Origin of the sequence: Simiduia curdlanivorans, assembly GCF_030409605.1 — a bacterium.
Lineage (GTDB): Bacteria > Pseudomonadota > Gammaproteobacteria > Pseudomonadales > Cellvibrionaceae > Simiduia > Simiduia curdlanivorans.
This window is the reverse complement of sequence record NZ_JAUFQG010000004.1, coordinates 2,901,627-2,928,049: the sequence shown is the minus strand read 5'-3', so window position 1 is coordinate 2,928,049 and position 26,423 is coordinate 2,901,627. Positions and strand designations below refer to the sequence as shown.

Below are 26,423 nucleotides of genomic sequence, written 5' to 3'. Positions count from 1 at the left end.
TTGATATAGATTGCATCAATAGCCTTATCGGATAGCCCATGTCTTTATCTCGCAGCGCCCTACTGAAACAAGCCATCGCCCAACGTATCCTGATTCTGGATGGTGGCATGGGCACCTTGATCCAAACCCACAAACTGCAAGAAGCCGATTACCGGGGCGAGCGCTTTGCCGACTACCATCAGGATATTGGCGGCAACAACGACCTTTTGACGCTGACCCAACCGCATATCATCGCCGATATTCACGCCGCCTACTTTGAGGCTGGCGCCGATATCGTCGAAACCAACACCTTTAATGCCACCCAAGTGTCTCAAGCCGACTACGACATGCAGTCGCTGGCTTGGGAGCTGAACCACGCCTCGGCGGCGCTGGCGCGCAAGGTGGCCGATGAGTTTACCGCCCGCACGCCGCACAAACCGCGCTTTGTCGCCGGCGTGCTAGGCCCAACCTCGCGCACCTGCTCTATCTCGCCCGACGTCAACGACCCAGGCGCGCGCAACATCACCTTCGACGAGCTAGTGACTAACTACCTAGAAGCCACAGACGGCTTGGTTAAAGGTGGCGCCGATATCATCTTGATCGAAACCATCTTCGATACCTTAAACGCCAAGGCAGCGGTATTTGCGGTAAAAACCTACTTCGATCGCGAGGCCATCGAGCTGCCCATCATGATCTCGGGCACCATCACCGATGCCTCTGGCCGCACCCTTTCAGGCCAGACCACGGAAGCCTTCTATAACTCTCTCGCCCACGCCAAGCCCTTATCGATTGGCTTGAACTGCGCCTTGGGTGCGAAGGAGCTGCGCCCCTATGTTAAAGAACTGTCGCGCATCGCCAACTGTTATGTCTCCGCCCACCCAAATGCCGGCTTGCCGAATGAGTTTGGCGAATACGATGAAACCCCAGACGAGATGGTGGCGGTGGTTGAAGAATTCGCCGAAAGCGGCTTCGTCAACATCATTGGCGGCTGCTGTGGCACCACCCCTGGCCATATCCGCGCCATTGCCAATGCCATGGCTAAACATCCGCCGCGCCAGATTCCCGAGATAGAGCCAGCCTGCCGGCTCTCGGGTTTAGAGCCCTTCAACATCACCAAAGATTCGCTCTTCGTTAACGTGGGCGAGCGCTGTAACGTCACGGGCTCGGCCAAGTTCAAGCGTTTGATTATCAACGAAAACTACGCCGAGGCCTTGGAAGTTGCCCTCGAACAAGTGGAAAACGGCGCTCAAGTTATCGATATCAACATGGACGAAGGCATGCTCGATGCCCAAGCCGCCATGGTGCGCTTCTTAAACCTGATCGCCGGCGAGCCAGATATTGCCCGGGTGCCGATTATGGTGGATTCCTCTAAATGGGAAATCATCGAAGCCGGCCTTAAATGTGTACAGGGCAAGCCGCTGGTAAATTCCATCAGCCTTAAAGAAGGCGAAACAGAGTTCATCCATCGCGCCAACCTATGCCGCCTCTACGGTGCTGCCGTGGTGGTCATGGCCTTTGATGAAGACGGCCAAGCCGATACCCAAGCGCGCAAGATTGAAATCTGTAAGCGCTCCTACGAGGTGCTGGTAAACAAAGTTGGCTTCCCGCCGGAAGACATCATCTTCGACCCCAATATTTTTGCCGTGGCCACAGGCATTGAAGAACACAATAACTACGCTGTGGACTTTATCGAGGCAAGTCGCTGGATTCGTGCCAACCTGCCGCATGCAGGTGTGTCGGGCGGCGTGTCTAACGTGTCTTTCTCTTTTCGCGGCAACAACCCCGTACGCGAAGCCATTCACTCCGTTTTCCTGTACCACGCCATTAAGGCCGGTATGAACATGGGCATCGTCAATGCCATCCAATTGGCCGTGTACGACGACCTTCCCGCCGAGCTACGCGATAAGGTTGAAGACGTTATCCTCAACCGCAACGCTGAAGCCACAGAAACCATGCTCTCCATCGCCGATAAATACAAAGGCGACGGCACTGGTGATGGCCCGAAAAAGGAAGACCTCGAGTGGCGCAGCTGGCCCGTGTCCAAACGCATGGAACACGCCTTGGTGAAAGGCATTTCAACTTTTATTGAAGAAGATACTGAAGCCGCGCGCCAAGAGGCTAACAAACCCATCGATGTGATCGAGGGCCCGCTCATGGATGGCATGAACGTGGTGGGCGATCTATTCGGCGCCGGCAAAATGTTCCTGCCGCAAGTGGTGAAATCCGCCCGCGTCATGAAGCAGGCCGTTGCCTACTTGAACCCTTTCATTGAGGCAGAAAAGTGCGAGGGCGCCAAATCCAACGGCAAAATCCTTATGGCAACGGTCAAGGGCGATGTGCACGATATTGGCAAGAACATCGTCGGCGTGGTTTTACAGTGCAATAACTTCGAAGTGGTCGACTTGGGCGTTATGGTGCCCTGTGAAAAAATCCTACAAAACGCCATCGAGCAGAACTGCGACATTATTGGCCTGTCTGGCCTGATCACCCCATCGCTCGATGAAATGGTGACAGTGGCGCGGGAGATGGAGCGTCAAAAGATTAAACTACCTCTGCTTATCGGTGGTGCCACCACTTCGAAAGCCCATACCGCGGTAAAAATTGAGCCGCAATTTAAACAGGATCAAGTGGTGTATGTGGCCGATGCCTCGCGCGCAGTGGGGGTGGCAACCCAACTACTTTCAGCCGAGCTTAAGCCGCAGCTGGTGGAAAAAACCAGAGACGAGTACGTCAAAGTACGCGAGCGCAACGCCGGCCGCAAAGCCCGCGGCACCGTACTTGGCTACCAAGAAGCGATCAAGGCAGGCCCCCAATACGACTGGGATAACTATACCCCACCCGCGCCCGCCTTTACCGGCACCAAGGTGTTCGACGATTACCCGTTAACAGAGCTGATAGAAACCATCGACTGGACGCCCTTCTTCATCAGCTGGGATTTAGCCGGTAAATACCCGCGTATTCTCGAAGATGAGGTGGTTGGCGAGGCGGCGCGCAATCTGTTTGCCGATGCCCAAGCCATGCTGAAAAAAATTGTCGATGAAAAACTGCTGCAGGCTCGCGCCGTGGTTGGCTTCTGGCCGGCAAACAGAGTAAACGGCGACGACGTAGCGCTCTACGCCGATGCTAGTCGGACTAACGTTTTGGCGACGCAGCACCACATACGCCAGCAAAACAAGAAGCCCGGCGACATTCACCCGAACATGTCCTTGGCAGACTTTGTCGCACCCGTAGGCCACCAAGATTTTGTCGGTGGATTTGTGGTTACTGCCGGTATTGGTGCCGAGGAACTAGCCAAGGACTACCAAGCGAAACAGGACGATTACAACGCCATTATGGTTAAAGCGCTGGCGGATCGCTTGGCTGAAGCCTTCGCCGAGCACATGCACCGACGCGTGCGCACCGAGTTCTGGGGCTACGCGCCGAATGAGAACTTCAGCAATGAAGACTTAATCAAAGAGTCCTACCAAGGTATACGCCCAGCGCCAGGCTACCCGGCCTGCCCTGATCACACCGAGAAGGCAACGCTGTTTAATGTATTGGATGCCACCAACGCAACCGGCGTCGAATTGACCGAACACTTCGCCATGTTCCCGGCGGCGGCTGTATCCGGCTGGTACTTTTCGCACCCGAAAGCGCGCTATTTCAATACTGGCAAGATAGGCAAAGATCAGGTGGAGAGCCTGGCTGAGCGCAAGATGATGACCTTGCAAACGGCCGAGCGCTGGCTCCAACCGGTGCTCGATTACGAGCCCAATTAAGCCAAAGGCGAGTTCGGACAAGAGTGAAAATAAAACGCCAAGCGGTTTGACTGAGCAGCTTGGCGTTTTTTTTGGCAGCTGTTAATCTGGCTCAAACAACTCAAAAGCGATTATCGCAATGACCGAAGAAAAGACCGACAAGCCCAACTTTTTTAACATCGTGTTAAGCACCATGGCCGCGGCATTTGGCGTACAAAGTAAGCGCAATCAAGAGCGAGATTTTAAAGGCGGGAACATCTATCACTACATAGTGGCGGGTATTTTGTTCACTGTGATTTTCATCGTCACGGTTACCCTTGTGGTGCAATCCGTATTGCAAGCCAATGGCCTATAAAAGCGATGACAGCTTAGGAGATCAGGCAACACTATAACAAATTCAATAGTTGGCAAATCAACAAAATAAGCTAAGACACCTGGCGCCAAAGGGAGCTCACATCTAATCCTCCGGCGCGAAGCATTTTCACGAGACTGCCGCGCAAGCCACGGTATTCAGTAGAAGGCAGCTCAGAAAGAAACTCTGCCTGATGTTTTTCGGCAATTTTATTCAAGATTTTTACTAGGCTCTCAGCGTCTTTGGTTAAGAAAATCTTCACTACGCGACGATCCAAACCATCGTGCTCACGCAGCACCAGACTTTGCTTTTCTAGACGATCTAACATCCGAGTGACTGTGGAGCGATCGGCCCCTAAGTGGTCGGCAACCTGCGCCGGTGTTTTGGCTAAGCCATGGAACATGACGTTCAACAACGCCCACTGCTGCCATGTAAGCCCGTGTTCTTTTAATGATCTATTAAACTGCTCCTGCATCCGCTGAGCCAAGCGACTAATCCAAAAGGCGAAGCTGTTGTGAACATGAAATTCCTTATCTGCCATAGCCTGCGCCTTTTCATTTACCTGAGTCGTTTGATCTAATGTGCGTATCGCGGCGCCAATTCTAACTGATGGGAAGCGGCTGCAAGCAACTATTGGGAAAAAGAAATAACAACTCGCCTATGAGCTTGAAAGCTATAACCCCAGATCCTGTTGCTCAAGAAACTGCTGCCACTCGAACCTTCCGTCCCGAAAGCTATCCCTAAAACACAAAAACCAGAGCGCTAACTCTGGTTTTCACGATGCTTTCATACTCAACGATTGGCCGGCACTGATGCAAAACGCAAAATCGGAGAGTAGCGAGTGATAGCTGATAAACCGCCGCTAAATCACCCTGGCATTAAGTGCTATTGACCGCTAACCCAAAACACGCAGGTTGCTACAAATATAGCGATTAACGCCATGGCGGCTACGGCGTCAGCCATGCTGTCACCTTGTTCTTGCATTTGGATATCATCGTGCATGGATACCACTCCTCTGTTATTTTTGTTGGGGAGAAACTGACGCTTGTGCGCCGAGCCCTGATTTTAACCACACTATAAAGCAAAGAATCAAGCGCTAAGCGCCCTCTTATTCCAAAATTATATTACGATAGCGCAAACAATTAGTACCAAGCTGCTCCAGAGATTGGTAATCTCGCCGCCGCGTCACTCGCCAAATTTACTCCAAGGCCTTTAAACTCAAGGGCTTAACTCGATTAGATGGGTAATTTACGGTATTCTGCGCTGCCTTTATTTGTGCCAAATCAAGGTAAACGATAAATAACCCTGCGCTATAACAGCGCACAGCAAGGTATTAGACTTTCATGTACGTTTACGACTCCTACGATCACCATATCGTGCGCGAGCGCGTCGCACAGTATCGCCGACAGACCGAGCGCTACTTGGCCGGCGACCTAACTAACGAAGAATTTTTGCCCTTGCGCCTGCAGAACGGGCTCTATATCCAGCGCGTTGCGCCCATGTTGCGTATTGCCGTGCCCTACGGGTTACTGAACAGCCAACAATTGCGTAAGCTCGCCCACATTACCCGCGAGTACGACAAGGGCTATGCGCATTTCACCACCCGTCAAAACATCCAATTAAACTGGCCCCAGCTCGAAGACGTACCCGACATTCTCGAAGAGCTGGCCGATGTACAGATGCACGCCATTCAAACCAGCGGCAACTGCATTCGCAACACCACCTCAGATCAGTTCGCCGGTGTGGCGCCGGATGAAATTCTCGACCCTCGGCCCTATTGCGAAATTATCCGCCAGTGGTCCACCTTTCACCCCGAGTTCGCCTTCCTACCGCGCAAGTTCAAAATTGCGGTGTGCGGCTCTGCGCAGGATCGGGCCGCCATCCTCGTACACGACATTGGCTTACAGCTGGTCCTCAACGATCAGGGCGAGGTCGGCTTTCGCGTCTTCGTGGGCGGCGGCTTAGGCAGAACCCCGGTGATCGGCAGCACTATTCGCGATTTTCTGCCGCAAGAGCATCTTCTGTCTTATCTCGACGCCATTTTGCGCATCTACAACCTAATTGGCCGGCGCGACAACAAATACAAGGCGCGCATCAAGATTCTTGTGAAAGCCTTGGGCCCTGAAACCTTTGCCGAAAAAGTTGAAACCGAGTGGGCACAGATTCGCGATAGTGAATCCACCCTAACGCAGGCCGAAATTGATCGCGCCAAAAGCTTTTTTACCCTGCCCGCTTATCAAAGTTTTGATCAGACGGCCGTAACCGCAACACTAGACGCCCAGAAAGCGGAACACAAAGCCTTTGGCAAATGGCTAGAGCGCAACGTAAAGCCGCACAAGCAACCCGGCTACGCAGCCGTGGTCTTGTCTCTCAAGCCCACCGGTGTTGCGCCTGGCGACGTTACAGACAAGCAGCTTGAAGCCATTGCAGATTTAGCCGACCAATACAGCTTTGGCGAAGTGCGCGCCACCCACGAGCAAAATGTCGTGCTCGCCGATGTGCCCCAAGCGCAGTTGTTTGACGTGTGGCAGCAAGCCAAAGCCAACGGCTTTGCAACGCCCAATATCGGCACACTCACCGACATGATTTGCTGCCCCGGCGGCGACTTTTGCTCGCTGGCAAATGCCAAATCAATCCCAGTGGCCGAAGCCATACAGCGCCGCTTTGACGACATGGACTACCTCTATGATCTGGGCGACCTGACGCTGAATATTTCTGGCTGCATGAACGCTTGCGGCCACCACCATGTTGGCCATATCGGTGTCTTAGGCGTGGATAAAAAAGGCGAAGAGTTTTATCAAGTACAACTCGGCGGCTCCGCCAGCAATGACGCCACCCTCGGCACTGTGCTAGGCCCGTCGTTCAGCCGTGCTGACATGCCAGACGTGATTCAGAAAATTTTAGATGTGTTTGTCGAACACAGAACCGCTGAAGAATTATTTTTAGACACCTACCGCCGTATTGGTGTAACCCCGTTTAAGGAGCGCGTTTATGCCAAAGCTAGTTAAAGATAGCGCTATTATTGAATGCCAGCGCGTACTAATAGCAAAGGATGCGGCTTTTAGCGATATACAGCCAACCCATATTGTTCCGCTCGAACTCTGGCTCGCCAACCGCGATGCCTGTAAAGCACTAGGTGTGGATGCAGTCTGGATCGATAGCGAGCAAACGGCTGAAGCGCTGGCCGATGATTTGAACAGCCTTGCGCTGATCGCTATCCACTTCCCAACATTCATGGACGGCCGCGGCTTCTCCATCGGAAGACTGCTTAGAGAGAGAATGAAATTTAAAGGTGAAATTCGCGCCTTTGGCAATGTGATTCAAGATCAAATGCATTTTCTCATGCGCTGCGGATTTAACGCGATGGACCTGAGGCCAGGCACCAATTTAGAAGCCGCGATACAATCGCTGCAAGATTTCAGCGAACACTACCAAGCAGCGGTGGTCCAGCCCAAGCCGCTATTCCGGCGCAGAGCTTAAGCTCACAGCCCGACAATACCCGCTTATGCGGGTATTTTTTTGCATGCTTCGCACACCTTTATTATTCAGCAGCAGATTTCTTGATTACACTGAAAGCTAAGGAGACTTCTGATTATGATGGAACCCAGTGTATTCCAGTCCTTTTTTCTCATTTTTACCGGCGCAGCGGTGGTGGCCACTATCGCTCTCTATACACGCCAACCGCTGTTAGTTGCCTATATTGCCCTCGGCATGATTATGGGCCCCTTTGGCTTGGAATTTATCACCAACATTGAACTGATCAGCGAAATTTCAAGAGTAGGCATTGTTTTTCTGTTATTCCTGCTCGGCCTCGATATGCAACCCAAGGCGCTCTTCTCGGTGCTGAAACAAGCCACGCACATTGGTTTAATTAGCTCCGCCGTCTTTGCCTGTGCAGGCTACGCCATCGGCTGGCTGTTCGGCTTCAGCCATATCGAAAATCTTATTATCGGCATGGCCATGATGTTTTCTAGCACAATCATCGGCATTAAATTATTACCCACTACCGTACTACACCATAAACACACCGGCGATTTAATGGTGGGGCTATTATTGCTGCAAGATTTCCTCGCCATCATTTGCTTAATGATCTTATTGAGTGGCGATTTAGGCAAAGTCGATTTAGCCACCATGGGTAAAACCTTTCTCGCTCTTCCCCTTGTCGCCTTTGCAGCCTGGGCCTTTGTTAAATGGGGCCTACTGAAACTCATGCAGTCATTTGACCGCTTTCACGAATATATCTTTCTCGTCGCCATAGGCTGGTGCATGGGCCTAGCAGAACTTTCTGAAAGCCTTGGTCTATCGGCGGAAATAGGTGCATTTATTGCCGGCATCACCTTGGCTACCAGCCCAATCTCACAATATATTGCGATCAGCCTAAAGCCGCTGCGCGACTTCTTTTTGATTATTTTCTTTTTCTCTATCGGTGCGCGCTTCAATCTAGACCTGCTACCGTCGGTGGCGGTAAGCGCCATCGCAATGGCAGCCATGGTTTTGATATTGAAGCCGGTGAGTTATCGCATCTTATTGCGACACCACAGCGAGCAAAACAGACTGGCGTGGGATATCGGCTTTCGCTTGGGGCAAATCAGTGAATTTAGCTTACTCATTGCCTTTGTTGCATTTAATGCATCGCTGATTGGCGAGAAAGCATCGACCCTGATTCAGGCCACGGCCATCATTACCTTTTTGGTGTCGAGTTATATAGTGATATTTAATTATCCAAATCCCATCGCAGTTTCAGATAAACTGCGACGAGACTGAACAAAGGGGATAATAAGGAAGTGGCGCCTGATTAACGCCTAAGCAAAATAACGCTGACTGAGTTGCTGCCAAGTTTTCATAATCACCCGCTCAAAAGTTGCCTCGGCGGCAAGACCGAGCTTTTGCGGCATGGTTTTGGGAACTTCAAAACGCATTTCAAAAACCTGGGCATCGGCATATTTTGCCGTGATGTACTCATCGCTGGTCATGATTTCATCAATCAACTTGTTATCAATGGCTTGCTGACCAAACCACACCTCACCGGTTGAAACGGCATTCACATCAACTTGTGCACGGTGAGTGGAAACGAAACGCTTGAACAAGCCATGGACATCTTCCAGTTCATCCACAAACTTCTGCCGCGCCTTGTCGGTATTTTCGCCAAACATCGTTAAGGTGCGCTTATACTCACCGGCTGTGAGCATCTCGAAATCAATATCATTTTTCTTAAGCAGCCGATGAAAATTAGGCAGCTGCGCAACAACACCAATGGAACCTAAAATAGCAAAAGGTGCAGCTAAAATCTTGTTAGCGACACAGGCCATCATGTAGCCGCCGCTCGCCGCCACCATATCAACACAAACGGTTAACGGGATAGACGCATTGGTGATGCGTTGCAACTGACTGGCCGCCAAACCGTAGCTATGCACCATGCCACCACCGCTTTCTAACCGCACGACAACTTCATCTACCGGGCGGGCGATGGTTAATACTGCGGTAATTTCCTCCCGCAAAGCGGCCGTTGCCGAGGCGCGTACATCGCCATCAAAATTGATCACAAAAACCCGCTGTTGTATTTTTTCAGCGTCTTTGGATTCAGTGTCGGGGTCGCTATTTGTAGCATTGTTAGTTGGATTGTTGGCGGGGTTTTTAGCCGCTAATTTTAATGCCGCTTTCTTCGCCTTAGCCTCCGCCTTGTGCTTTTTCTTTTCCTCTTTTAGGTTGGCCTTATATTCATCTTCATCCAGGAGTGTTGCCTGCATGAGATCTTTAACATCGTCGTAATGGTCATTCAGGCGGCGAACTTCAACCTGCCCCTCAGGGTCTTTTTTGGCTTTAGAACCAGCCCCCACAATCAAGCCAATGACAACCGCGATGGCCACTAAAAATGTCACAGTTTTGGCCAAAAAAAGCCCGTATTCGATAAGAAATTCCAAAGTACTGCCTCGTGATTAAAGATTACTGCCAGCGTTTTACGGCGGCTTCTGCGCGCTCGTTGAGTGGTTTACTCACAAGCCCTGCATAGGAAAGCGAAATAGAATACAGCGCGCCGTCATCCATGGGCAAATAGGTTGCGCTGCCATATTGGGCGTCGATAGGCAGCCAGGCGCTGCTGGCCTGGAGCACCGGCCAAACATCAACGGAAGAGTCCGTCTCGGTGTCGATAAGCGAATACACAGTACGGGTATTTTGGCGTTCTTTTTCTAGCGAGTAATAGCGCCCAGCAAGCCGATCTAAACGGTAGGCCGGCTTAACGCCCCACGCCGCCACCAACGACGACCATCGAATAATTCGAGCATCTAGCTGCCATTGATCACCCGACAAATCGAAGCGGCTTTCAACGCCATCACTCTCCACCAGAATGGCGCGATAAGACTGGGGGCCGAGCCGTTCAAAACTCAATGTGGCGATGGGCTTATCGTTTAAGACATGCTTGTAGCCAAGCAGGTCAAAGGCCACCAAGACGAACAATGCAGCAATGGCGAATAAAGCTAACCCCACCATGCCCTTGAGCCAACCGAGTAACCAGCCAGTATTCGACAATAACTTTATGGCGAAATAAACCGCCACCAACCCTAAAATAACGATCAAAGTCGCTAGAAAATAATAAAACATAGCCCTTCCCTTGCTTAACTTTCGGAGACACTATTCCGACGCTGCAGGCAGCACAATACCGTATCGGCGCAATAAATGGGAGCCATTGAATTAAGCTTTCTGGCAACGCTCTACAAAGTGCCTGATCAACTGCCCAGACAAAGTTTGTAGCGGCGGAATTAGCGCCGGCAACTGATCAAAATTAAACCACTGCGCCTCAGAAATTTCGTCATCTTGGATAGCAATTGCTGGCTCGTCATCGGCCGCCTGGGCGATAAACCCCATCATTAACTGACCGGGAAATGGCCAAGGCTGGCTAGCCACATACTCGCAGTGAGATACCTCGACGCCCACCTCTTCCCGCACCTCGCGAGCAACGGCTTGCTCAAGGGTTTCACCTACTTCAACAAAACCCGCTAACGCTGTGTAAATGGGTGCCTGCGCCCTTTTATGTACCGCTAACAGACAACGGCTACCCTGAGTCAGCAACATAATCACACAGGGCGACAATCTAGGGTAATGACGGTGATCACAGGCTGCGCAGTAAAGCGCTCGGTCATCTTGGCGCATGACGAGAGGCTGCGCACAACGACCACAAAACTGATGGTCTTTCAACCAAAAGCCCAACTGCACACTGGCGCCTAATAGCTGAAAGGCAACATCACCTTGGCGTAGTAAAAAACTTCGAAGTGGATAAAATTGGTAATCAGAGGGAAGACGCGAAATTGAAGCCGTCGTTTCAATATACCAGCAATGGCAGTCACAGCACTCGCCATCGAGCTCAATCTGGCCAACTTTCAACGCCCTGCCTTGGCTATCTGCCGTCAAAGCATTAAAGCTAAGCGGGTCGAATAGAAAGCTATCGGCGCCGGCCAACACTTGATCACCAGACACTATCAACCAGCGCACCGAACCAGCGCTGGTGGTATGGCAAAGCCCCGGAATGAATTGCCTCAATGGACTGGATGACCCAAAGCCGCCAAACTTTCCTCGGCAATCTGCAGGACATTATCATCCGCGCTCTTATCTGATTTAGCCGCGTCGAGATAATACTCTAGGCCAATGACCGCATCGGCAAAGGTCTCGAGCATTTGCTGGAGCATTTCTGGGTGCTCATTACTTTGTAGTGACTCGGCGACAAAGCTCTGACAAGCCGCGGTGACGCTAGCGGCTCGCTTCAAGCCGATAACACCCATACCGCCACGAATGGTCGCCAAGGTGGTCGACACGTTTTTGATATGGCCGCGATCAAAGCCGGATTCAGAATAAGAGCTAAGCGCGCGCTTAATCATCGACAAGCCCGCCTCGGCCTCTTGGAACACCAGTTTCTCGGCCTCGGCCAGTTGGGACGTGGCGATGATGTCATTGCGCGAACCGCTGTTGATGCGCGCCAACTGGTCATCTGAAAGATTTAACGAGCCAACGCCGGACACCGTACTTTCAACGTACAGCAGTGAATCGGCAACCTCCAAAAACTCTTCGCTGCTGGGCGCTTTGTCGGCCGCCTTCCAAGCGCTAATCCGCTCAATCTCTTGCTTTAGTGTATTACTCGCCGAAACCAAGCCTACCACGGCCAAAATTTCGGCAATTTTTACTAGGGTAGACACCAATTCGTCGTTCTCGTCATCGGCCCAATTGCCCGCCTGCGCCGCACGCTCGATCACATCCTTGACCGAGTTGAGCTCATCCTTTAACACGCTAACCATGGAGGTAATCGTATTGGCGCTCGGGCCCTTCAAGGCCTCGCGCTCGCGCCTTAGTTCAGTGTCTGTATAACCTAACGGCTCAACTTTACATTGCGCCAATAAAGCTGCCAGCTTGGGATCGTCTACACCCGAGACCGCAATAACATAGAGTAAATCCTTCATTAGATCTGAGTCGGGCTCAGTATCTAAACTTTTGGCGCTATTTTGCTGTAGCTTTTTCAACTCCCTATCCAAGGTGCTCAGCAACATTTTACGGCCACGGGATAACTCCATGGATTTTTGGGCAATCACCCCAATAGCCGTCGCACCCAACCACCAAAGCTTACCGAGCGGACGCCCACTGCTAATAATATCGAGCCGCTCTAAGGAGCGCTGCATCATGCCTAAAGAGGGTTTTATTTGTTTGCCCTGCAGCACCGCCAGCAACCCGACTTGGTACATATGCCGCAAACGACGAGCCAAAGCACTAATATCCTCACCCATAACGGCCGTAGTTTGACCAGGGTTGCCACGGCGAACCGAGACGCTCGCCTCGAAGAAATGGCTATCTTTTAATAGCGCCGCCTTTCGAACTTGGCGCATCTCGTTGATAGCGGGAATCAGTAAGACAGGAAGATTGCGCTTGGTTTGCTGTACATACTCTAGATAGCGAGGCAGGATGAAGAAGCTTGAGGTCAAAGTCGATATATACTCGTCGGCCTCGTTATTTTCGCCTGTGGTAATCTCCTGCGCCAAAGCAAGAATTTCCTGGGCCAATAGATCCGCGCCCTTCAGCTGGACAACACTGAGCGTTCCGCTTATCTGCTTGATGCCATCGATACAACCTTGCAGTAAATCGCTGTTATCGCGATCGGCGACAAATTGCTCTAATTTAGCGGCACTGGCCTCAATGGTGGCCAGTAATTCGTCTCTGACTAGCTTCAAAGAGGACAGATTAAGGGTATTTGAGCTCACGCTTCACCTACTTTTATTACTAAACTGGCCAAGCTGATAGCTCGGCCTAACTAAATTGGGGGGTGGTTTTCCACTCGCTACAGTAAAGCCTATTTCACTACATATGAAAAATAGCCATGTAACTATAGTATGCCCATTGTATGGGTTGACTATAATCAGGCAATTGGTTCCTTTTCGCCAGCGATCTTGTTGAAAATATTGATATTTTTAACAAGCGAGGTAGGCATTACGCGCCTAATATACGACGCTTTGAGACGCGAAAATTACTGTTGGGCCAGAAATGTGATCTAACCTATAAAAAATACCAACATCGACTGCGTGAGAGCTTGAGGCTTGCTGGGAAACCACTATGGCACCATCGATAATGCATGCACTGCTGAAAAACTTTTTAGGTCAGGCGCCACAATGGTATAAAACCGTCATTATCTGCTTCCTAAGCATCAACCCTATTGTATTTTTTTTAATCGATCCATTTGTCGCCGGCTGGCTCCTAATAGCCGAATTTATCTTCACCCTAGCGATGACGCTAAGGTGCTACCCACTCCAACCCGGTGGACTACTGGCACTAGAAGCCGCGATTATAGGCATGGCCGGGCCAAAGCAGATCTACCACGAAGTCGCCAGCAACTTTCAAGTTATCCTGCTCCTCTTGTTCATGGTCGCAGGTATCTATTTCATGAAAAACCTGCTGCTGCTTGTCTTCACAAAAATATTCATAGGCGTCCGCTCAAAAGCGCTACTGTCGCTACTTTTTTCATTCGTTGCCGCCGTGCTGTCGGCGCTCCTAGGCGCCTTGACAGTGACCGCGGTTCTAATCAGTGTCGCCGTAGGCTTCTATGGGGTATACCATAAAGTTGCCTCGGGCAACTCGGGTGCGAATCACGACCATGGCGACGACAACAACGTCGTCGGCAACCAACGGCAAGACTTGGAACAGTTTCGCGCATTTTTGCGTAGCTTGATGATGCATGGCGCTATAGGTACCGCTTTAGGTGGTGTATGCACCCTAATTGGCGAACCGCAAAACTTATTAATTGCCGAAAAAACAGGCTGGGATTTCATCACCTTCTTTCTTAAAATGGCGCCCGTCACAATGACCGCATTGGCAGCGGGCCTGACCTGCTGCCTGCTAGTCGAACAATTTAAAATCTTCGGCTACGGCGCCAATATTCCGAATAACGTGCGTGGTATATTGGTCGAATACGACATGCAAATGGATGCCAACAGAACCAACACAGAAAAAGCAGAATTAATCATTCAAAGTCTTGCCGCCGGCATACTTGTGCTGGCGCTCGCCTTCCACGTCGCCGAAGCTGGCCTAGTCGGCCTGATGATTATCGTGCTACTCACCGCATGTAACGGTATTATCGACGACCACCAAATTGGCCACGCTTTTGAAGAGGCCCTGCCCTTCACGTCTTTGCTGATAGTATTTTTTGCCATTGGCGCCGTCATTCATGAACAGCACCTTTTTTCACCTATCGCACACTGGGTATTGAGCCTTGGACCTGATCGCCAACTGCCCATGCTTTTCATTGCCAACGGCGCGCTCTCAATGATCAGCGATAATGTGTTTGTTACAAGCGTCTACATCAACGAAGCGAAAGAAGCGTTATTAGCCGGCACAATTGATCGAGCGCATTTTGAAAAATTGGCAATCGCTATTAACACCGGAACCAACCTACCCAGCCTTGCCACACCTAACGGTCAACTAGCATTTTTATTCTTGCTAACTTCAGCACTTGCACGGCTGATTCGTCTATCCTATGGAAAAATGGTGTTAATGGCACTCCCTTATGCTCTGGTACTCGGCTCGATCGGTCTATTAATGGTCACCTATGCGCTATAACATACACTATATCTAGGCGTTATAAACAAGCGGTGGCTAACGCCACTACTTTTTCATTGAACAGCGCACTCACTATCAGCCAGCAGGCTCAGACTCTTACCCTTAATAGAATGAAATTATCCCTAATGGTGGCGTTATGAAATATGATCAATTCACTGAAGTTTTAGCCACTTTCCCCAGCGGTCGCTACATCGTAAACAGTTTTCAATTACGCAACATCCTGTCTCACGCACACTGCAAAAAAGTTAGCGTAAGAGTATTGCACATTGGGACTTTAGATCTCGATATGAACGACGTCATTGATCGATTAGCCAGCCATTCTCACCCAAGAATGGACAACATTAAAATCACCTGCCTCGACGGCGAGGTGATTATTGACGAACCCTATCTAGGCCACTAATCGATGAACGCCTCGAACGATCTCTATCGAGCACAACACCAGCGACGCCTCAATTACATGCCCTGGCTCTACTTCGGCCTTAAGCCAAAGCATAAAACTTGGGCAACCGAATGGCAAAGCCATCTGCAATTCTCACTGACGCAGCTCGAAAGCGTTCATTTTGGCGAGAATTGTTTCATCGCTAGCAATGCAAATATTTTTGCTGAACCTGGGCGTGACATCTATATTGGCGCGGGCTCATTTATCGCAGCCGACTGCTATTTACATGGCCCCATTAACATCGGCCGAAATGTTTCTATTAATCAGAAATGTCTATTAGAAGGCAGCAGAGCTGGCATTCGCATCGGCGATAACACACGCATTGCAGCCGGATGCGCCATTTATGCATTTGAACACGGCATCGAGCCCAACGCCCTAGTCGCTGACCAACCGATCAGTTCAAAAGGCATAGATATTGGCCCTGATGTCTGGCTAGGCGCTAATTGCGGCTTGGTGGATGGTGTTAAAATTGGCGATCACGCCGTAATTGGTATGAATAGCACCGTCACCACTGCGGTCGAGCCTTACGCCATAATGGCTGGCACCCCAGCGCGCAAAATCGGTGACCGGCGCGAAAAACCAATTACCACTTACTCGAAAACAACCGCTGACGACTTAGGGAACCTCTGAGTAACTCTGGTACCGCTCTGCGTGACCTGTAGCGGTCATCCGCAAGGCGAGTTTCGCAGCTAATGGCCGTAGCCCTTAGCAAGAAGCTCAACGCAGCGGATGGCCGCTAAAGGCCGCGCCCTACGGGGCTTCCAGCAAATTTCGTGTGAGTTGGGGGCGGCCATCCGCTTGCGACTTCTCGACAGACCCCGGTATGCCTTCGAAGCCGCGCCTAGCCCACGAAATTTGCTGGAAGCCAGAGCGGCACCAGAGTTATTCAGAGGTTCCTTAGGTTCTTTTTAAGGTGTCACCGTCTACAACTGACTCTTCGGCCTCCTTGTTTAACTCACGCCGGGACTCATCCACCTGTTCCTGTAAATTCTCCAGCAGCCCCTGCCAAGCATCGAGCAAAGCCGCATTTGCCTTTTTTACCATCGCCGGCAAACTCTCGCCCTGTAACTTTTCGACCGCTGCATCTGTTGTCGCCAGACGCGCTTCCAACACTTTCACCTGATGCTCCAATTGTAGAATTTGCGCATTCAATTCCAATTCTCGCTGATGTGATTCAAACAGCTGCCACCCGGCGGCGGCAATTAAACACAGCGTAAACAATGAGAGAACTTTAACGTTCATGCTTTAATTACCCTTGATTGCTTTGCACATACTTAATAAGGCGCGCCTTCAATGCCGGCGGGATAGATTTTAAGACAAGTGAATCAGATTGCGGGTCATACACAATCGACTGCCCCAAACACTCGGAGGAAAAACTTAAACTCAACTCCTCGCTGCGGCCACTGATACGAACAAATTGGCGCACCTGCTTTCGATCCGCAAAAAACTGGGTTGGCGCTTCCGGTGCAGCTTCGACAACAAACCGTTCAAAAGCTGCGGGCTCGGCATCATCTATATGTTGAGACAATTCTGAAATTGCCACCGCACGACCACCTTTATCCTGCTCTATACAGAAATCAGCCACTTGCTTACGACAAGCTACCGCTTTTTCTTCCTCTAAATTGGCGCTGTACTTTTCAACCAGCTGCAGAAACGCTGAGGTTTGCGCACTATTATCGACCGGATCGACAAACCCACTCGCTGCCTCAAACGCCTCAGCCAAGGCCTTATCTCCCCGGGCGCGCAACATGGACAAATAAGGCTCATTCATCTGCGCCTGCCAGGAGTGCAAGGACACCTTTATCCCCGCCCTGAGGCCACGGACATCTAAATTTTTCGAAGCTGCGAGCTGCGAGTTAGTGTCGACAAAAATCCCACCTTCGTGTTGCACCAGATATAAATAAACTGCGTCTTCATCCGCTAAAGTTTCATGAAACATCAACAGGTAACCGTCAAATACTGCATCAGACTGGGTAAGATGAATTTGCAAATGCTTAGCAAAACCCTCACTCAATTTATGAAAACTCTGCGTTGATTCAAGGTAGCCACTGAGCCAGCCGGGCAAAGGGCAGGCGCCTATATCGTCAGAAAAATGACCGAACTGCTTACCCGCCTTGCCAATAAATGCCAGCTTTAGATCTTGGCAGACATCCACAACAAGGCCATTCACCTCGTGCGCACTGGTCGATATTTGTAGTTGAGTAAGGTCATCGTCATTGTAAAAACGATGAATTGAAAGTGCATTAATAGCCATAAAATCAATTACTTTCCGATAAAATTTGGCATTCACAGACGCGCAAACAGCAGGTAAGCTAAGCGCCAGATATGCATTTAAAAAAGAGGATATTATGCCCCATTTAACGATGCGCAGCGCAGGTTGTGTTGCAATATTATTAGCCTGCGCCACGGCTGGCGCAGAGCAGCGCGCCAATATTAGCGAGCTCAGCTGGACTGACAAACAATATATGGCATCGCAAATTCAAAAAGTAGACGAACTGGTTAGGGGCGAATTCGGCGGCCAATTACACGAATCAACATCCGATCTGGATCTACTTCAACGCATCGTTAACAGGGGGGTTGTCGAAAAAGCCGACGTGCAAACCCAACAAGCCCTGGGGATGGCGCTAGGTAATGTAATTGCCAAAGAAACTGGCATGAAATGGTATGCCTATAAAGACAGCAGCGGCCGCAACAGGGCTTTATGCGTAGCCGAGACAGAACACTGCCTATTCCCGGTAACCATGCTTTCAAGACGCATGTCTGTAGGGTTATACCCTGACGTTAACAAGCTATACAGCGAATCTATGGAAATGCTGGCACCTCACTTAGCGAAGAGCCCCTACGACGCCGATTAGGGCCTTAAGCGTTTTTAAGAGCAGCGATTGCCAGAGTAGTGACCAAGATCCTTCGATAAACGCTCTCTGGCGATTGCGCGAAAAGACCTAAAAGAAGCGGCCATAACGCCCGATTGCTCGGCGGCGCGTAGCTGCTTGAGACGCTCGTCATCGGCATACCGAGCCAACTTATACTGCCGCGCTTTGGCGCTGCCATATAGAATCGGAACCCAATCATCCAAACAGGCTACCGCATCCTCAGGGTGCAACTCTAGATAGGGAAAAAAAGCGTTATATAGACCAACTAAATTTTTCTCCCCGGGCGCGTGTAAACCACTCGGCGTAAAGAGCGTGGCAGCATAGCGGAAGGGTAACATGACAAGATTATGGAGCGCTTTTAACAGCTGAAATACCGTATTGCAGGGCAAGTAAACCACCAAAATGGCACACTGAACCAAAAAACGAAAACCACCGTCAGACCAAGTTAGGCGGGCAACATTGGCAGGCCAGAATAAGCGCCTGAGGTCGATTAAGCCTGAAAGAATAGCTTTCCTTTGGTATTTCCGAGCGATGTCAAAGCACGCAGCCTCCGCTTCAGAAAGCAGGCCCATATGCTTGTTGTGCGGGATAAGTAGGGTCATTTCCTTATGCCTTAACTGTAAAAAACATCGCGTTTGCCAAATTGTGGCACTCGACTGCCAATTATAACCACAAGATCAAGTAATACCATGCCTATAGTGTCGCACTAATACCAGAACCTTAACTAATCAATAGCCAATATAGACTATAGTACAAGAAAGAAAAAGCCCCTCTTTTATAAGCATGTGCATTTACATGCCATTTCAATCTTTTAGGCGGCTTTAATAAGTGGATACGCCTTGCTGCAACAATGTCCCGGGCAACCAGCGATCAATCTCCTCGATCGAATCGCAGCGTTCAAAGTCAATGAACACACAGGATTTTGACTTCAACCAAGTTTCCATCGCAAGCTTCTGGGTCAAAGCTTGAGCACTCGCCACAGTCGCCCAACCATGCAGATACACAAGCCCAGCAGGCAGATAGAACAGAACCGGCGCCGGCCCTGCCTCCATCTGGCGACGATAGGAAAAACTTAAGCCCTGCAGATATAGCCAGCCACCGAGTCGCCCTTCCGCAGGCGTTGCATAATTGCGCCCATCAATCCCTACTCCGCTGGTTAAGGCTCTAACCACTTGCTTTAACGCCTCATCCTGCTCGAGCTTTTCTGGCCACGTAACGTAGGGAATGGCCGATTCCTCAGCCCGGTGCTGCTGGCCGCCGCGCGCGCGACCTTCGCTGGTTAACAGCCAGCCCTTTAACCCTTGAATTTGCCAGCCTAAATCGCGCAAAACTAAGTTCAGCAACCGAGCTGGCATACCCAGCTTGGCGCCAAGTTGCGATGCCGATAGCGGCGCCTCGGGTAAAGACCGCCACAAGCCGTGCGTTAATACCGTCTCGGGCCAGGCCACATAATCGCCGAATTTCGGATGATTTAAGTAGACGCCACCTTCAAACCGACCTTTTTCCGTTAGCTGCCAGCCCCCGTCCACTTTGATCATCCAGTGCGCTTGGGCCAGTAAAATAAACACCTCCTTAGGCTCTTTATCTAAGGTTTTGGCGAGCGCGGTGGTAGATAGGTACTTAATCTCAGACATATTTGTCTCTAACTGGCGGCAATGTGAGGCAAACCTTAATCGAGCTACTAAACTAGGTAAAGTATTACTCGCCATGGCGGGCGGTTTTTTGTACAATGCCGCCCCTTTAAAATTTGGCAACCGCGCGGGAAATAGCGGTAGGCCAACACTCTACTGAGATTATCCATGTCCTTGCCCACCAGCTTTGCCGATCTGGCATTGGCCCCTGCTGTATTAAAAGCAGTTGCCGATCTAGGTTACGAACAACCCTCGCCTATCCAAGCCCAAGCTATTCCGCACCTGTTAGAAGGCCGCGATATATTGGGCGTTGCCCAAACCGGTACCGGCAAAACAGCCGCTTTCGCCCTACCCTTGCTGACACGTGTCGACGCTAGCTCCACCGAGCCACAAGTTCTGGTACTTACCCCCACACGCGAACTCGCCATTCAAGTTGCCGAAGCGTTTCAGCGCTACGCTACCCATATTCGCGGCTTTCATGTCCTACCCATTTATGGCGGTCAAGACATGCGCGCACAATTGCGACAATTACAGCGTGGCGCTCAAGTTGTTGTGGGCACACCAGGCCGGGTCATGGACCACTTAGGTCGCGGCAGCCTCAAATTGGACAACCTTCGCGCCATCGTACTGGATGAAGCCGATGAAATGTTGCGCATGGGCTTTATCGACGATGTCGAATGGATTCTCGAACATACACCTAAGCAGCGCCAAACCGCGTTGTTTTCGGCCACTATGCCGGTGCAAATTAAGAAAGTGGCCGACCGCTACCTCTCCAATCCGGCAGAAGTCAAAATTTCACCGGAAAGCAGCACCGGCTCGAATATCGAACAGCGCTACTGGATGGTCAGCGGCACCAACAAAATGGACGCTTTAACGCGCATTTTGGAAGTGGAAAATTTTGACGCCATGATAATTTTCGTGCGCACCAAAACCGCCACCGTTGAGCTCGCCGAAAAACTAGAAGCGCGCGGTTTTTCTGCCTCGGCCATCAATGGCGACATGAATCAGGCGCTGCGCGAGCGCACCATTGAACGCTTAAAGCAGAATAAATTGGATATTCTAGTGGCCACCGACGTCGCCGCTCGCGGCATCGATGTTGAGCGCGTTAGCCACGTCATGAACTTCGACATCCCCTACGATAGCGAAGCCTACGTGCACCGTATTGGTCGCACTGGCCGGGCCGGTCGTAGCGGTAAAGCCATTATGTTCGTGGCGCCACGCGAAAAGCGCCTACTTTACGCGATCGAAAAAGCGACCAATCAGCGCATTGAACGCATGGAATTACCCACTGGTGATGCGGTAACCAAACAGCGCATCGACCAGTTCAATGAATTACTCATGACCACCCTCACTGAGCAGCGCGACCAGCTGGATTTCTTTTACCAGCTACTCGCCGAATTCAGTAAAGCTAACGATGTATCGGCGGAAGAAATTGCCTCTGTTTTGGCTTACTTATGCCAAAAAGAACGGCCACTGCAGGTTAAGCTTGCCGATGTTCCGAACAGCCGAGATTTCGAACGCCGCGACGATCGCGGTAGCAGAAATGAGCGCGATAGCGATCGCCGTGGTGGCGACCGTAAAGACAAGCGCGAGCGCAACAAAGGGCCGCGGGAAGATATTCCCATGGACACCTATCGCCTAGAGGTTGGTCGCGATCACGGCGTTAAACCCGGCGATATCGTTGGCGCCATCGCCAATGAGGCGGGCATCGACAGTCGCCATATAGGCAACATCCGCCTGCAAGGTGACCACAGTACCGTTGAATTACCCACGGGTATGCCGAAAGACACCTTGGCACAATTGCGCCGCGTGTTTATTCGCAGCCAACCTATCAACATCTCTCTCGATGCCGGTGGTTCGCCAAATAACGACAGCCCCTATGGTGGCGATAAAAAGCGCAGCTACTCCAGCGACAAACCGCGCAGCGATAAACCACGAAGCGACCGACCAGCGCGTGGCGATAAACCGTTGAGCCTTGGTGACAAACCGGCCAAAAAGACGCGTAAACCGTCCGACGCCAAGCCAAAGCGCAGCCCGAAAAACGGCTAAGCTTTTTTAGTAAAGCTAGTGCCAGCCTGTTCTCAACAGGTTGACACTAGCGACGCTTAACACCCACCCCTTCAATCACACACAACGCCTAAACAATACCTCAACAAAACCGACACAACAGCTCTAGCAACACCCCCTAATAAAGAAATGACTCGCCTTCTGGTCGGGTTTTAAAGCGTTTATGTAACCATAAATATTGATCGGGATGACGCGCAACAGATGTCTCTATCATTTGGTTCATGCGCAAAGTGTCAGACTTAGCATCGTCCGAGGGGAAGCCCTCTAACTCATGTAGCTTCAACACATACCCCGCCTGACTCCGAAAAGCTTCCGCAAAAACTACCTGAGCGCCCGTTTGCCTGGAAAAATCATGGACGCTGGTAACCGTTGCAGCTGGCACACCAAAAAACGGCACGAACACACTGCGTTTAGCGCCTAAGTCTTGATCCGCCGCTAACAGGCCGGCATTACCCAAACGTAAATTATCGAGAAATTCCGCCACTTGTTTGCGCGGTACTAATCGCACATCAAAGCGCGAGCGCGAGCGCGTGGCCATATACTCCCAAAAGGCATTATTGTTAACCCGAAACAACACATGATAAGGGCGCAACAGTGAAAGGTAGGCATAGACGATTTCAACACAGGTATTATGCAAACCGAAAAACAGCACCGGTTTTGCCGCCAACTTCTTTAACAGTGCCAAGCTAGCTTCATCGACACTGAATAAGCACATAAGCTTATTCTTATCACCCCACCAGACCAGGCCACTTTCAAACAAGGTTAAACCCGCGCCGGCAAAATGCTCGCGCGCCACCGCCAATCGCTGTGCCTCACTCCAGTGGGGAAAGCACAATTGTAAATTGCGCAGCGCCACGCGCCTGCGGCTTGGCACCAGATAAAACAAGCTCAAACCAAACCCACGCGCGACGCGGCGCATCCACGCATAAGGTAAGCGCGTCACTAGCCAAAGCACGCCAAACCAGAGCCACAACAACCAATATTTAGGCGAAAAAAAAGACCAACGAAACACATTGCTCTGCAAATGTGAATCGCTGGTCTTCTTCTGTCTATTAGATTTAGCCATATTTAGGCTTCATCAAACATTTGAATATGATACCCCGCTTCCACGGCATCTTTTAGCGCCTTGTCTGCACTCAATACCCGCTTGTCGGTCACGGTTGCAAGGGGTAGCTTCTTCCTGTTTTCAATAACCGCCTCGGTAAAACCTGCGCGCATGAGATAAATTTTACACAAATTCTCAGCGCCAAATAGATCCAAAAAATTAATATAAACAATAAATGGCACCTGCTGGCCAACAGAGACGCCGTCTCGCGCTTTTACCGCTTTTGCCATGACAGAAAATACGTACATGCGTTACCTCAAGTTGCAAGAATGACGCGCAAGGCGTCAAGTTTCAGGGAAGCTGACGACAAGTATTCATCCAATACCCGCTTGTCCTGTTTCAGCTTTTCAATTTCCAGCGGCCGAATAGCGGGGTTAACTTTAGCTAACGCCACCAAGCGATTAATTTCTTCGCCCAGCTTAGTTTCTAAGTTTTCATGGGCCTGAGTTAACAGCGCGTCCTGACGCGGCGCAACGGCCAGCTGCGCCTTTTTAACCAGCTCGGCGATAGTCTCCCGAGCCTGTTTTGCGATTTGCTGCGCGGTATTGCGCGGCAACTTTTGCAATAGGGGCAGAAGCTTTTCCCCGGATAATACGTCGGACAAGTCGCGCCCGTTGATATCCACCAGCACACGCAGCGGTGTCATGGGTAAATAGCGGAACAACTGCAGGTGATTAGGGGCCGCTACATTGAGCAGAAACACCGCCTCCAGCATCAGCGTGCCAGGCTTTATCGGCCCGAGCTTGATGGTCGCCACCGCCGTATTTCCGAAGCCGCCGCTCAAGACCATATCCATGGCGCCAGAAACCATGGGATGCTCCCAGGTTAAGTAGTCGATATCTTCGCGCGCCAAAGCCATTTCACGCTGGTAGGTTACCGTAACCCCATCGGCCGGTAAGGCGGGAAAGTGCGCGCACTGCATGTGATCGCCCGGCAACAAGACCAAACTAACCGAGCTGTGCACCTCTTGCTCGACACCATAGGCATCGTAAACTTGGCCCATGTAATCTTCTAAGGCGAGTCGATTTTCCTGCTCGAACAAGGACTCTATCACCTCATCGGCAACATCCTCGCGGCAAGAGTTAAGCTCCAATAAGCGGTTGCGGCCCTGCTCTAGCGCAGCGCGCAATTGCTCGGCCTGGGTTTTCGCCTCGAGCAACAAACTGCCCCAATCACCGGTGCCGGAATTGAGAAATGCTTGCAGGCGCTGTTCCTGGGTTTCATAAATTGCCGCACCCACATGGCACACTTGCTCAAACGCATTCAAGCCTTGGTGATACCACTGAAACAATTTTTCTTGCAGCGAACCAGAGAAATAAGGCACCCAGACATTTACATCGCGGCGCTGGCCGATGCGATCTAAACGACCGATGCGCTGCTCCAATAAATCCGGGTTGGTCGGCAAATCAAACATCACTAAATGGCTAGCAAATTGGAAGTTACGACCCTCGCTTCCGATTTCGGAACAAATCAGTGCTTGTGCCCCGTCTTCTGCATCGGCAAAGTAAGCCGCCGCCCTATCCCGCGCGATCAGGGTTAAGCCCTCGTGAAAGGCTGTTACCGCAAAGCCCTCGCTCAAGCGTAAATGCCCCTCTAAATCTAGGGCCGTTTGCGCCGTCGCACAAATCACCAACACTTTTTCTTTACGGTGCTGCTTAAGCCACTGCACCAACCAATCCACGCGCGCGTCCATCATGGTCCAGCCGTCGCCGAAGCGCTCGCGCAACAATTGCTCTGGGTAAAGTCCTGTTACCGAAAGATCTTCTGCAGCGGCTAACGCCACCGGGTTAACAATTCGCTCGGGAAAACCTGAGACTCCCTGACGAGTGTTTCTAAATAAAACACGCCCGGTGCCATGTCGATCCAACAGTTGGTTTACAATTCGCTGCAGTAACTGCTCGCGCTCGTGCACTCCATCAGTCGCGACCAAGGTGTCCATCAATTCGACGTCTACCACTTCACGCAACTTCGTCAGCACCTGTTCAGGTAGCGCTTCTTTTGCCTTATCCTCTAAGGGCAACAGCGACTGAACCAACTCGTTAACATGGGCGTAACTCGATTCCTGCGCCTTAAAAACTGCTAAGTCGTAATAGCGATCAGGGTCGAGTAAGCGCAGCCGAGCGAAATGACTTTCCACACCCAGTTGCTCGGGTGTAGCCGTTAACAATAATAAACCCAAGGCTTTTGCCGCCAAAGCTTCAACCGCGAGATAGGCTGGGCTGGCGCCTTGTGCAGACCATTTAAGATGATGCGCTTCGTCCACCAACAGTAAATCCCAGGACGCCTCTAGCGCTTGCGCCAAACGCTTTTCGCTTTTGGCAACCACAGACAGTGGGCAAATCACCAACTGCGCAGTGTCGAAAGGATTTACCGCAGGGCTGGCCTCGACAACGTCAGCAAACGGGTCCTCGTCATCGCCAATATCTGCTTCTAAGTCTTGCAGGCGATCTTCGGTAAACAAACTGAACTGCAAATTAAACCGGCGCAACATCTCCACCAACCACTGGTGAATTAAAGTATCGGGAACCAAGATCAACACCCGATTAGCACGACCGTTAATAAGCTGTTGGTGAATAATTAATCCAGCCTCAATGGTTTTACCTAAGCCAACTTCGTCGGCCAATAGAACCCTCGGCGCATAGCGGCGCCCAACTTCGTTGGCGATATACAGTTGGTGGGGCAACAATTGAACTCGTGCGCCGAGCAAACCATAGGTCGGTGCCGTTTGCTGCTCGCGCATAAACTCCAGCGTTTGCAAACGCAAGTTAAAGCGCTTTAGCGAATCAACCTGACCAGAAAACAGGCGATCCATAGGTGCTGAAAACTGCACAAAGGAGTCCAAATCTATTTCATCAATTTCATGGCTGGCGCCACTGGCATCCATACCGAGATAGACCAGCAGCTTGCCGTCTTCCACTATTTCCTGAACCTTTATCTTAAGGCCCTCGGCGGAACGGATAGCGTCGCCGCGCTGATACCGCACCCGACTAATCGGTGCATTATTGATGGAGTACATTCGGCGCTCACCGGCAGCCGGAAAACTCAGAGTTACCAATCGATCTTCGACCTCTAACACCAAGCCGAGCCCAAGTTCGGCCTCGGTATCACTGATCCAGCGCTGACCTATTTCAAATTCCTGATTGGACACTCAG

Annotated in this window: 22 protein-coding genes; 10 read left to right on the top strand and 12 right to left on the bottom strand. The window is 51.0% G+C overall.

Translation table 11 applies throughout. The features are described from left to right. Positions 1–38 precede the first annotated feature (38 nt). The gene (metH, locus tag QWY82_RS12930) at positions 39–3,737 is read left to right on the top strand and encodes a methionine synthase (RefSeq protein ID WP_290262992.1); all 3,699 of its coding nucleotides are present in this window, start codon (positions 39–41) and stop codon (positions 3,735–3,737) included. A 118-nt stretch (positions 3,738–3,855) separates the two neighbouring features. Then, positions 3,856–4,071 (top strand): DUF2970 domain-containing protein, encoded by a 216-nt coding sequence (locus QWY82_RS12925; RefSeq protein ID WP_290262990.1) that lies wholly within the window; start codon positions 3,856–3,858, stop codon positions 4,069–4,071. A gap of 70 nt (positions 4,072–4,141) precedes the next feature. Here the strand turns inward: QWY82_RS12925 and QWY82_RS12920 are convergent, their stop codons facing one another. Continuing rightward, positions 4,142–4,609, bottom strand: a complete 468-nt coding sequence (locus tag QWY82_RS12920) for a MarR family winged helix-turn-helix transcriptional regulator (protein WP_290262989.1) — start codon at positions 4,607–4,609, stop codon at positions 4,142–4,144. A gap of 802 nt (positions 4,610–5,411) precedes the next feature. Here QWY82_RS12920 and QWY82_RS12915 point away from each other — a divergent pair. The 3 genes from QWY82_RS12915 to QWY82_RS12905 all read left to right on the top strand — a co-directional run bounded on the left by QWY82_RS12915 (position 5,412) and on the right by QWY82_RS12905 (position 8,832). Then, positions 5,412–7,076 carry a nitrite/sulfite reductase gene (locus tag QWY82_RS12915; protein WP_290262987.1) on the top strand — a complete coding sequence of 555 codons (1,665 nt, stop codon included), beginning with the start codon at positions 5,412–5,414 and terminating at the stop codon, positions 7,074–7,076. Further along, a complete protein-coding gene (locus tag QWY82_RS12910; RefSeq protein WP_290262985.1) occupies positions 7,060–7,548 on the top strand; it encodes a DUF934 domain-containing protein in 489 nt (162 codons plus the stop codon). Before QWY82_RS12915 ends, QWY82_RS12910 begins: the two co-directional genes overlap by 17 nt. 117 nt (positions 7,549–7,665) lie before the next feature. Next, positions 7,666–8,832 carry a cation:proton antiporter gene (locus QWY82_RS12905; RefSeq protein ID WP_290263538.1) on the top strand — a complete coding sequence of 389 codons (1,167 nt, stop codon included), beginning with the start codon at positions 7,666–7,668 and terminating at the stop codon, positions 8,830–8,832. Positions 8,833–8,870: 38 nt separating this feature from the next. On the opposite strand, the gene sohB is transcribed toward QWY82_RS12905, so the two are convergent. The 4 genes from sohB to QWY82_RS12885 form a co-directional block, all read right to left on the bottom strand. Beyond that, complete coding sequence (gene sohB / locus QWY82_RS12900; RefSeq protein ID WP_290262983.1) at positions 8,871–9,989, bottom strand: protease SohB; 1,119 nt, start codon at positions 9,987–9,989, stop codon at positions 8,871–8,873. Positions 9,990–10,011: 22 nt separating this feature from the next. Next, entirely contained in the window at positions 10,012–10,668 is a 657-nt protein-coding gene (locus tag QWY82_RS12895; protein ID WP_290262982.1) for a cation/multidrug efflux pump, read from the bottom strand. 90 nt (positions 10,669–10,758) lie between these two features. Then, positions 10,759–11,604: an NAD(+) diphosphatase gene (nudC, locus tag QWY82_RS12890; RefSeq protein WP_290262979.1), complete on the bottom strand. Its 846-nt coding sequence runs from the start codon at positions 11,602–11,604 to the stop codon at positions 10,759–10,761. Next, entirely contained in the window at positions 11,601–13,307 is a 1,707-nt protein-coding gene (locus QWY82_RS12885; protein ID WP_290262977.1) for a FimL-related protein, read from the bottom strand. Before QWY82_RS12885 ends, nudC begins: the two co-directional genes overlap by 4 nt. A gap of 349 nt (positions 13,308–13,656) precedes the next feature. Here QWY82_RS12885 and nhaB point away from each other — a divergent pair, with 349 nt between their 5' ends. The 3 genes from nhaB (at position 13,657) to QWY82_RS12870 (ending at position 16,225) form a co-directional block, all read left to right on the top strand. Continuing rightward, positions 13,657–15,156 carry a sodium/proton antiporter NhaB gene (nhaB, locus tag QWY82_RS12880; protein ID WP_290262975.1) on the top strand — a complete coding sequence of 500 codons (1,500 nt, stop codon included), beginning with the start codon at positions 13,657–13,659 and terminating at the stop codon, positions 15,154–15,156. 136 nt (positions 15,157–15,292) lie between these two features. After that, positions 15,293–15,556: a hypothetical protein gene (locus QWY82_RS12875; protein WP_290262973.1), complete on the top strand. Its 264-nt coding sequence runs from the start codon at positions 15,293–15,295 to the stop codon at positions 15,554–15,556. A gap of 3 nt (positions 15,557–15,559) precedes the next feature. Further along, positions 15,560–16,225: an acyltransferase gene (locus QWY82_RS12870; RefSeq protein WP_290262971.1), complete on the top strand. Its 666-nt coding sequence runs from the start codon at positions 15,560–15,562 to the stop codon at positions 16,223–16,225. Between the two features lie 267 nt (positions 16,226–16,492). Here QWY82_RS12870 and QWY82_RS12865 read toward each other — a convergent pair whose 3' ends face one another. Together QWY82_RS12865 and QWY82_RS12860 are read right to left on the bottom strand one after the other, a co-directional pair. Continuing rightward, complete coding sequence (locus QWY82_RS12865) at positions 16,493–16,837, bottom strand: hypothetical protein (protein ID WP_290262969.1); 345 nt, start codon at positions 16,835–16,837, stop codon at positions 16,493–16,495. 7 nt (positions 16,838–16,844) lie between these two features. Continuing rightward, entirely contained in the window at positions 16,845–17,849 is a 1,005-nt protein-coding gene (locus QWY82_RS12860; RefSeq protein WP_290262968.1) for a nucleoid-associated protein, read from the bottom strand. Between the two features lie 94 nt (positions 17,850–17,943). Between QWY82_RS12860 and QWY82_RS12855 the strand changes: the two genes are divergently transcribed. Further along, on the top strand, positions 17,944–18,450 hold the full coding sequence (locus tag QWY82_RS12855; protein WP_290262965.1) for a DUF3806 domain-containing protein: 507 nt from the start codon (positions 17,944–17,946) through the stop codon (positions 18,448–18,450). A 14-nt stretch (positions 18,451–18,464) separates the two neighbouring features. Here QWY82_RS12855 and QWY82_RS12850 read toward each other — a convergent pair whose 3' ends face one another. Then, positions 18,465–19,070, bottom strand: a complete 606-nt coding sequence (locus tag QWY82_RS12850; RefSeq protein ID WP_290262963.1) for a hypothetical protein — start codon at positions 19,068–19,070, stop codon at positions 18,465–18,467. Positions 19,071–19,289: 219 nt separating this feature from the next. Next, positions 19,290–20,102, bottom strand: coding sequence for a 4-alpha-glucanotransferase (locus tag QWY82_RS12845; RefSeq protein WP_290262962.1), 813 nt, complete (start codon positions 20,100–20,102; stop codon positions 19,290–19,292). 165 nt (positions 20,103–20,267) lie between these two features. On the opposite strand from QWY82_RS12845, the gene QWY82_RS12840 reads away from it, so the two are divergent. After that, positions 20,268–22,148, top strand: coding sequence for a DEAD/DEAH box helicase (locus QWY82_RS12840; RefSeq protein ID WP_290262960.1), 1,881 nt, complete (start codon positions 20,268–20,270; stop codon positions 22,146–22,148). A gap of 136 nt (positions 22,149–22,284) precedes the next feature. Here the strand turns inward: QWY82_RS12840 and QWY82_RS12835 are convergent, their stop codons facing one another. From QWY82_RS12835 to rapA, 3 genes are read right to left on the bottom strand one after another with little or no spacing between them, the layout of a single operon-like run. Further along, positions 22,285–23,232: an LpxL/LpxP family acyltransferase gene (locus tag QWY82_RS12835; protein WP_290262958.1), complete on the bottom strand. Its 948-nt coding sequence runs from the start codon at positions 23,230–23,232 to the stop codon at positions 22,285–22,287. Positions 23,233–23,234: 2 nt separating this feature from the next. Continuing rightward, positions 23,235–23,519 carry a hypothetical protein gene (locus QWY82_RS12830; protein ID WP_290262956.1) on the bottom strand — a complete coding sequence of 95 codons (285 nt, stop codon included), beginning with the start codon at positions 23,517–23,519 and terminating at the stop codon, positions 23,235–23,237. Between the two features lie 8 nt (positions 23,520–23,527). Then, positions 23,528–26,419: an RNA polymerase-associated protein RapA gene (gene rapA / locus QWY82_RS12825; RefSeq protein ID WP_290262954.1), complete on the bottom strand. Its 2,892-nt coding sequence runs from the start codon at positions 26,417–26,419 to the stop codon at positions 23,528–23,530. Positions 26,420–26,423 lie beyond the last annotated feature (4 nt).

What these genes read in the sequence shown, in the direction of transcription:
- QWY82_RS12925 (WP_290262990.1), top strand. Translation starts at nt 3,856, where the DNA reads ATGACCGAAGAAAAGACCGACAAGCCCAACTTTTTTAACATCGTGTTA.
- QWY82_RS12865 (WP_290262969.1), bottom strand. Translation starts at nt 16,837, where the DNA reads ATGAACGTTAAAGTTCTCTCATTGTTTACGCTGTGTTTAATTGCCGCC.
- QWY82_RS12910 (WP_290262985.1), top strand. Translation starts at nt 7,060, where the DNA reads ATGCCAAAGCTAGTTAAAGATAGCGCTATTATTGAATGCCAGCGCGTA.
- QWY82_RS12870 (WP_290262971.1), top strand. Translation starts at nt 15,560, where the DNA reads ATGAACGCCTCGAACGATCTCTATCGAGCACAACACCAGCGACGCCTC.
- QWY82_RS12830 (WP_290262956.1), bottom strand. Translation starts at nt 23,519, where the DNA reads ATGTACGTATTTTCTGTCATGGCAAAAGCGGTAAAAGCGCGAGACGGC.
- QWY82_RS12860 (WP_290262968.1), bottom strand. Translation starts at nt 17,849, where the DNA reads ATGGCTATTAATGCACTTTCAATTCATCGTTTTTACAATGACGATGAC.
- QWY82_RS12850 (WP_290262963.1), bottom strand. Translation starts at nt 19,070, where the DNA reads ATGACCCTACTTATCCCGCACAACAAGCATATGGGCCTGCTTTCTGAA.
- QWY82_RS12835 (WP_290262958.1), bottom strand. Translation starts at nt 23,232, where the DNA reads ATGGCTAAATCTAATAGACAGAAGAAGACCAGCGATTCACATTTGCAG.
- QWY82_RS12840 (WP_290262960.1), top strand. Translation starts at nt 20,268, where the DNA reads ATGTCCTTGCCCACCAGCTTTGCCGATCTGGCATTGGCCCCTGCTGTA.
- QWY82_RS12845 (WP_290262962.1), bottom strand. Translation starts at nt 20,102, where the DNA reads ATGTCTGAGATTAAGTACCTATCTACCACCGCGCTCGCCAAAACCTTA.
- QWY82_RS12855 (WP_290262965.1), top strand. Translation starts at nt 17,944, where the DNA reads ATGCCCCATTTAACGATGCGCAGCGCAGGTTGTGTTGCAATATTATTA.
- QWY82_RS12905 (WP_290263538.1), top strand. Translation starts at nt 7,666, where the DNA reads ATGGAACCCAGTGTATTCCAGTCCTTTTTTCTCATTTTTACCGGCGCA.
- metH (WP_290262992.1), top strand. Translation starts at nt 39, where the DNA reads ATGTCTTTATCTCGCAGCGCCCTACTGAAACAAGCCATCGCCCAACGT.
- QWY82_RS12875 (WP_290262973.1), top strand. Translation starts at nt 15,293, where the DNA reads ATGAAATATGATCAATTCACTGAAGTTTTAGCCACTTTCCCCAGCGGT.
- QWY82_RS12895 (WP_290262982.1), bottom strand. Translation starts at nt 10,668, where the DNA reads ATGTTTTATTATTTTCTAGCGACTTTGATCGTTATTTTAGGGTTGGTG.
- nhaB (WP_290262975.1), top strand. Translation starts at nt 13,657, where the DNA reads ATGGCACCATCGATAATGCATGCACTGCTGAAAAACTTTTTAGGTCAG.
- QWY82_RS12915 (WP_290262987.1), top strand. Translation starts at nt 5,412, where the DNA reads ATGTACGTTTACGACTCCTACGATCACCATATCGTGCGCGAGCGCGTC.
- QWY82_RS12920 (WP_290262989.1), bottom strand. Translation starts at nt 4,609, where the DNA reads ATGGCAGATAAGGAATTTCATGTTCACAACAGCTTCGCCTTTTGGATT.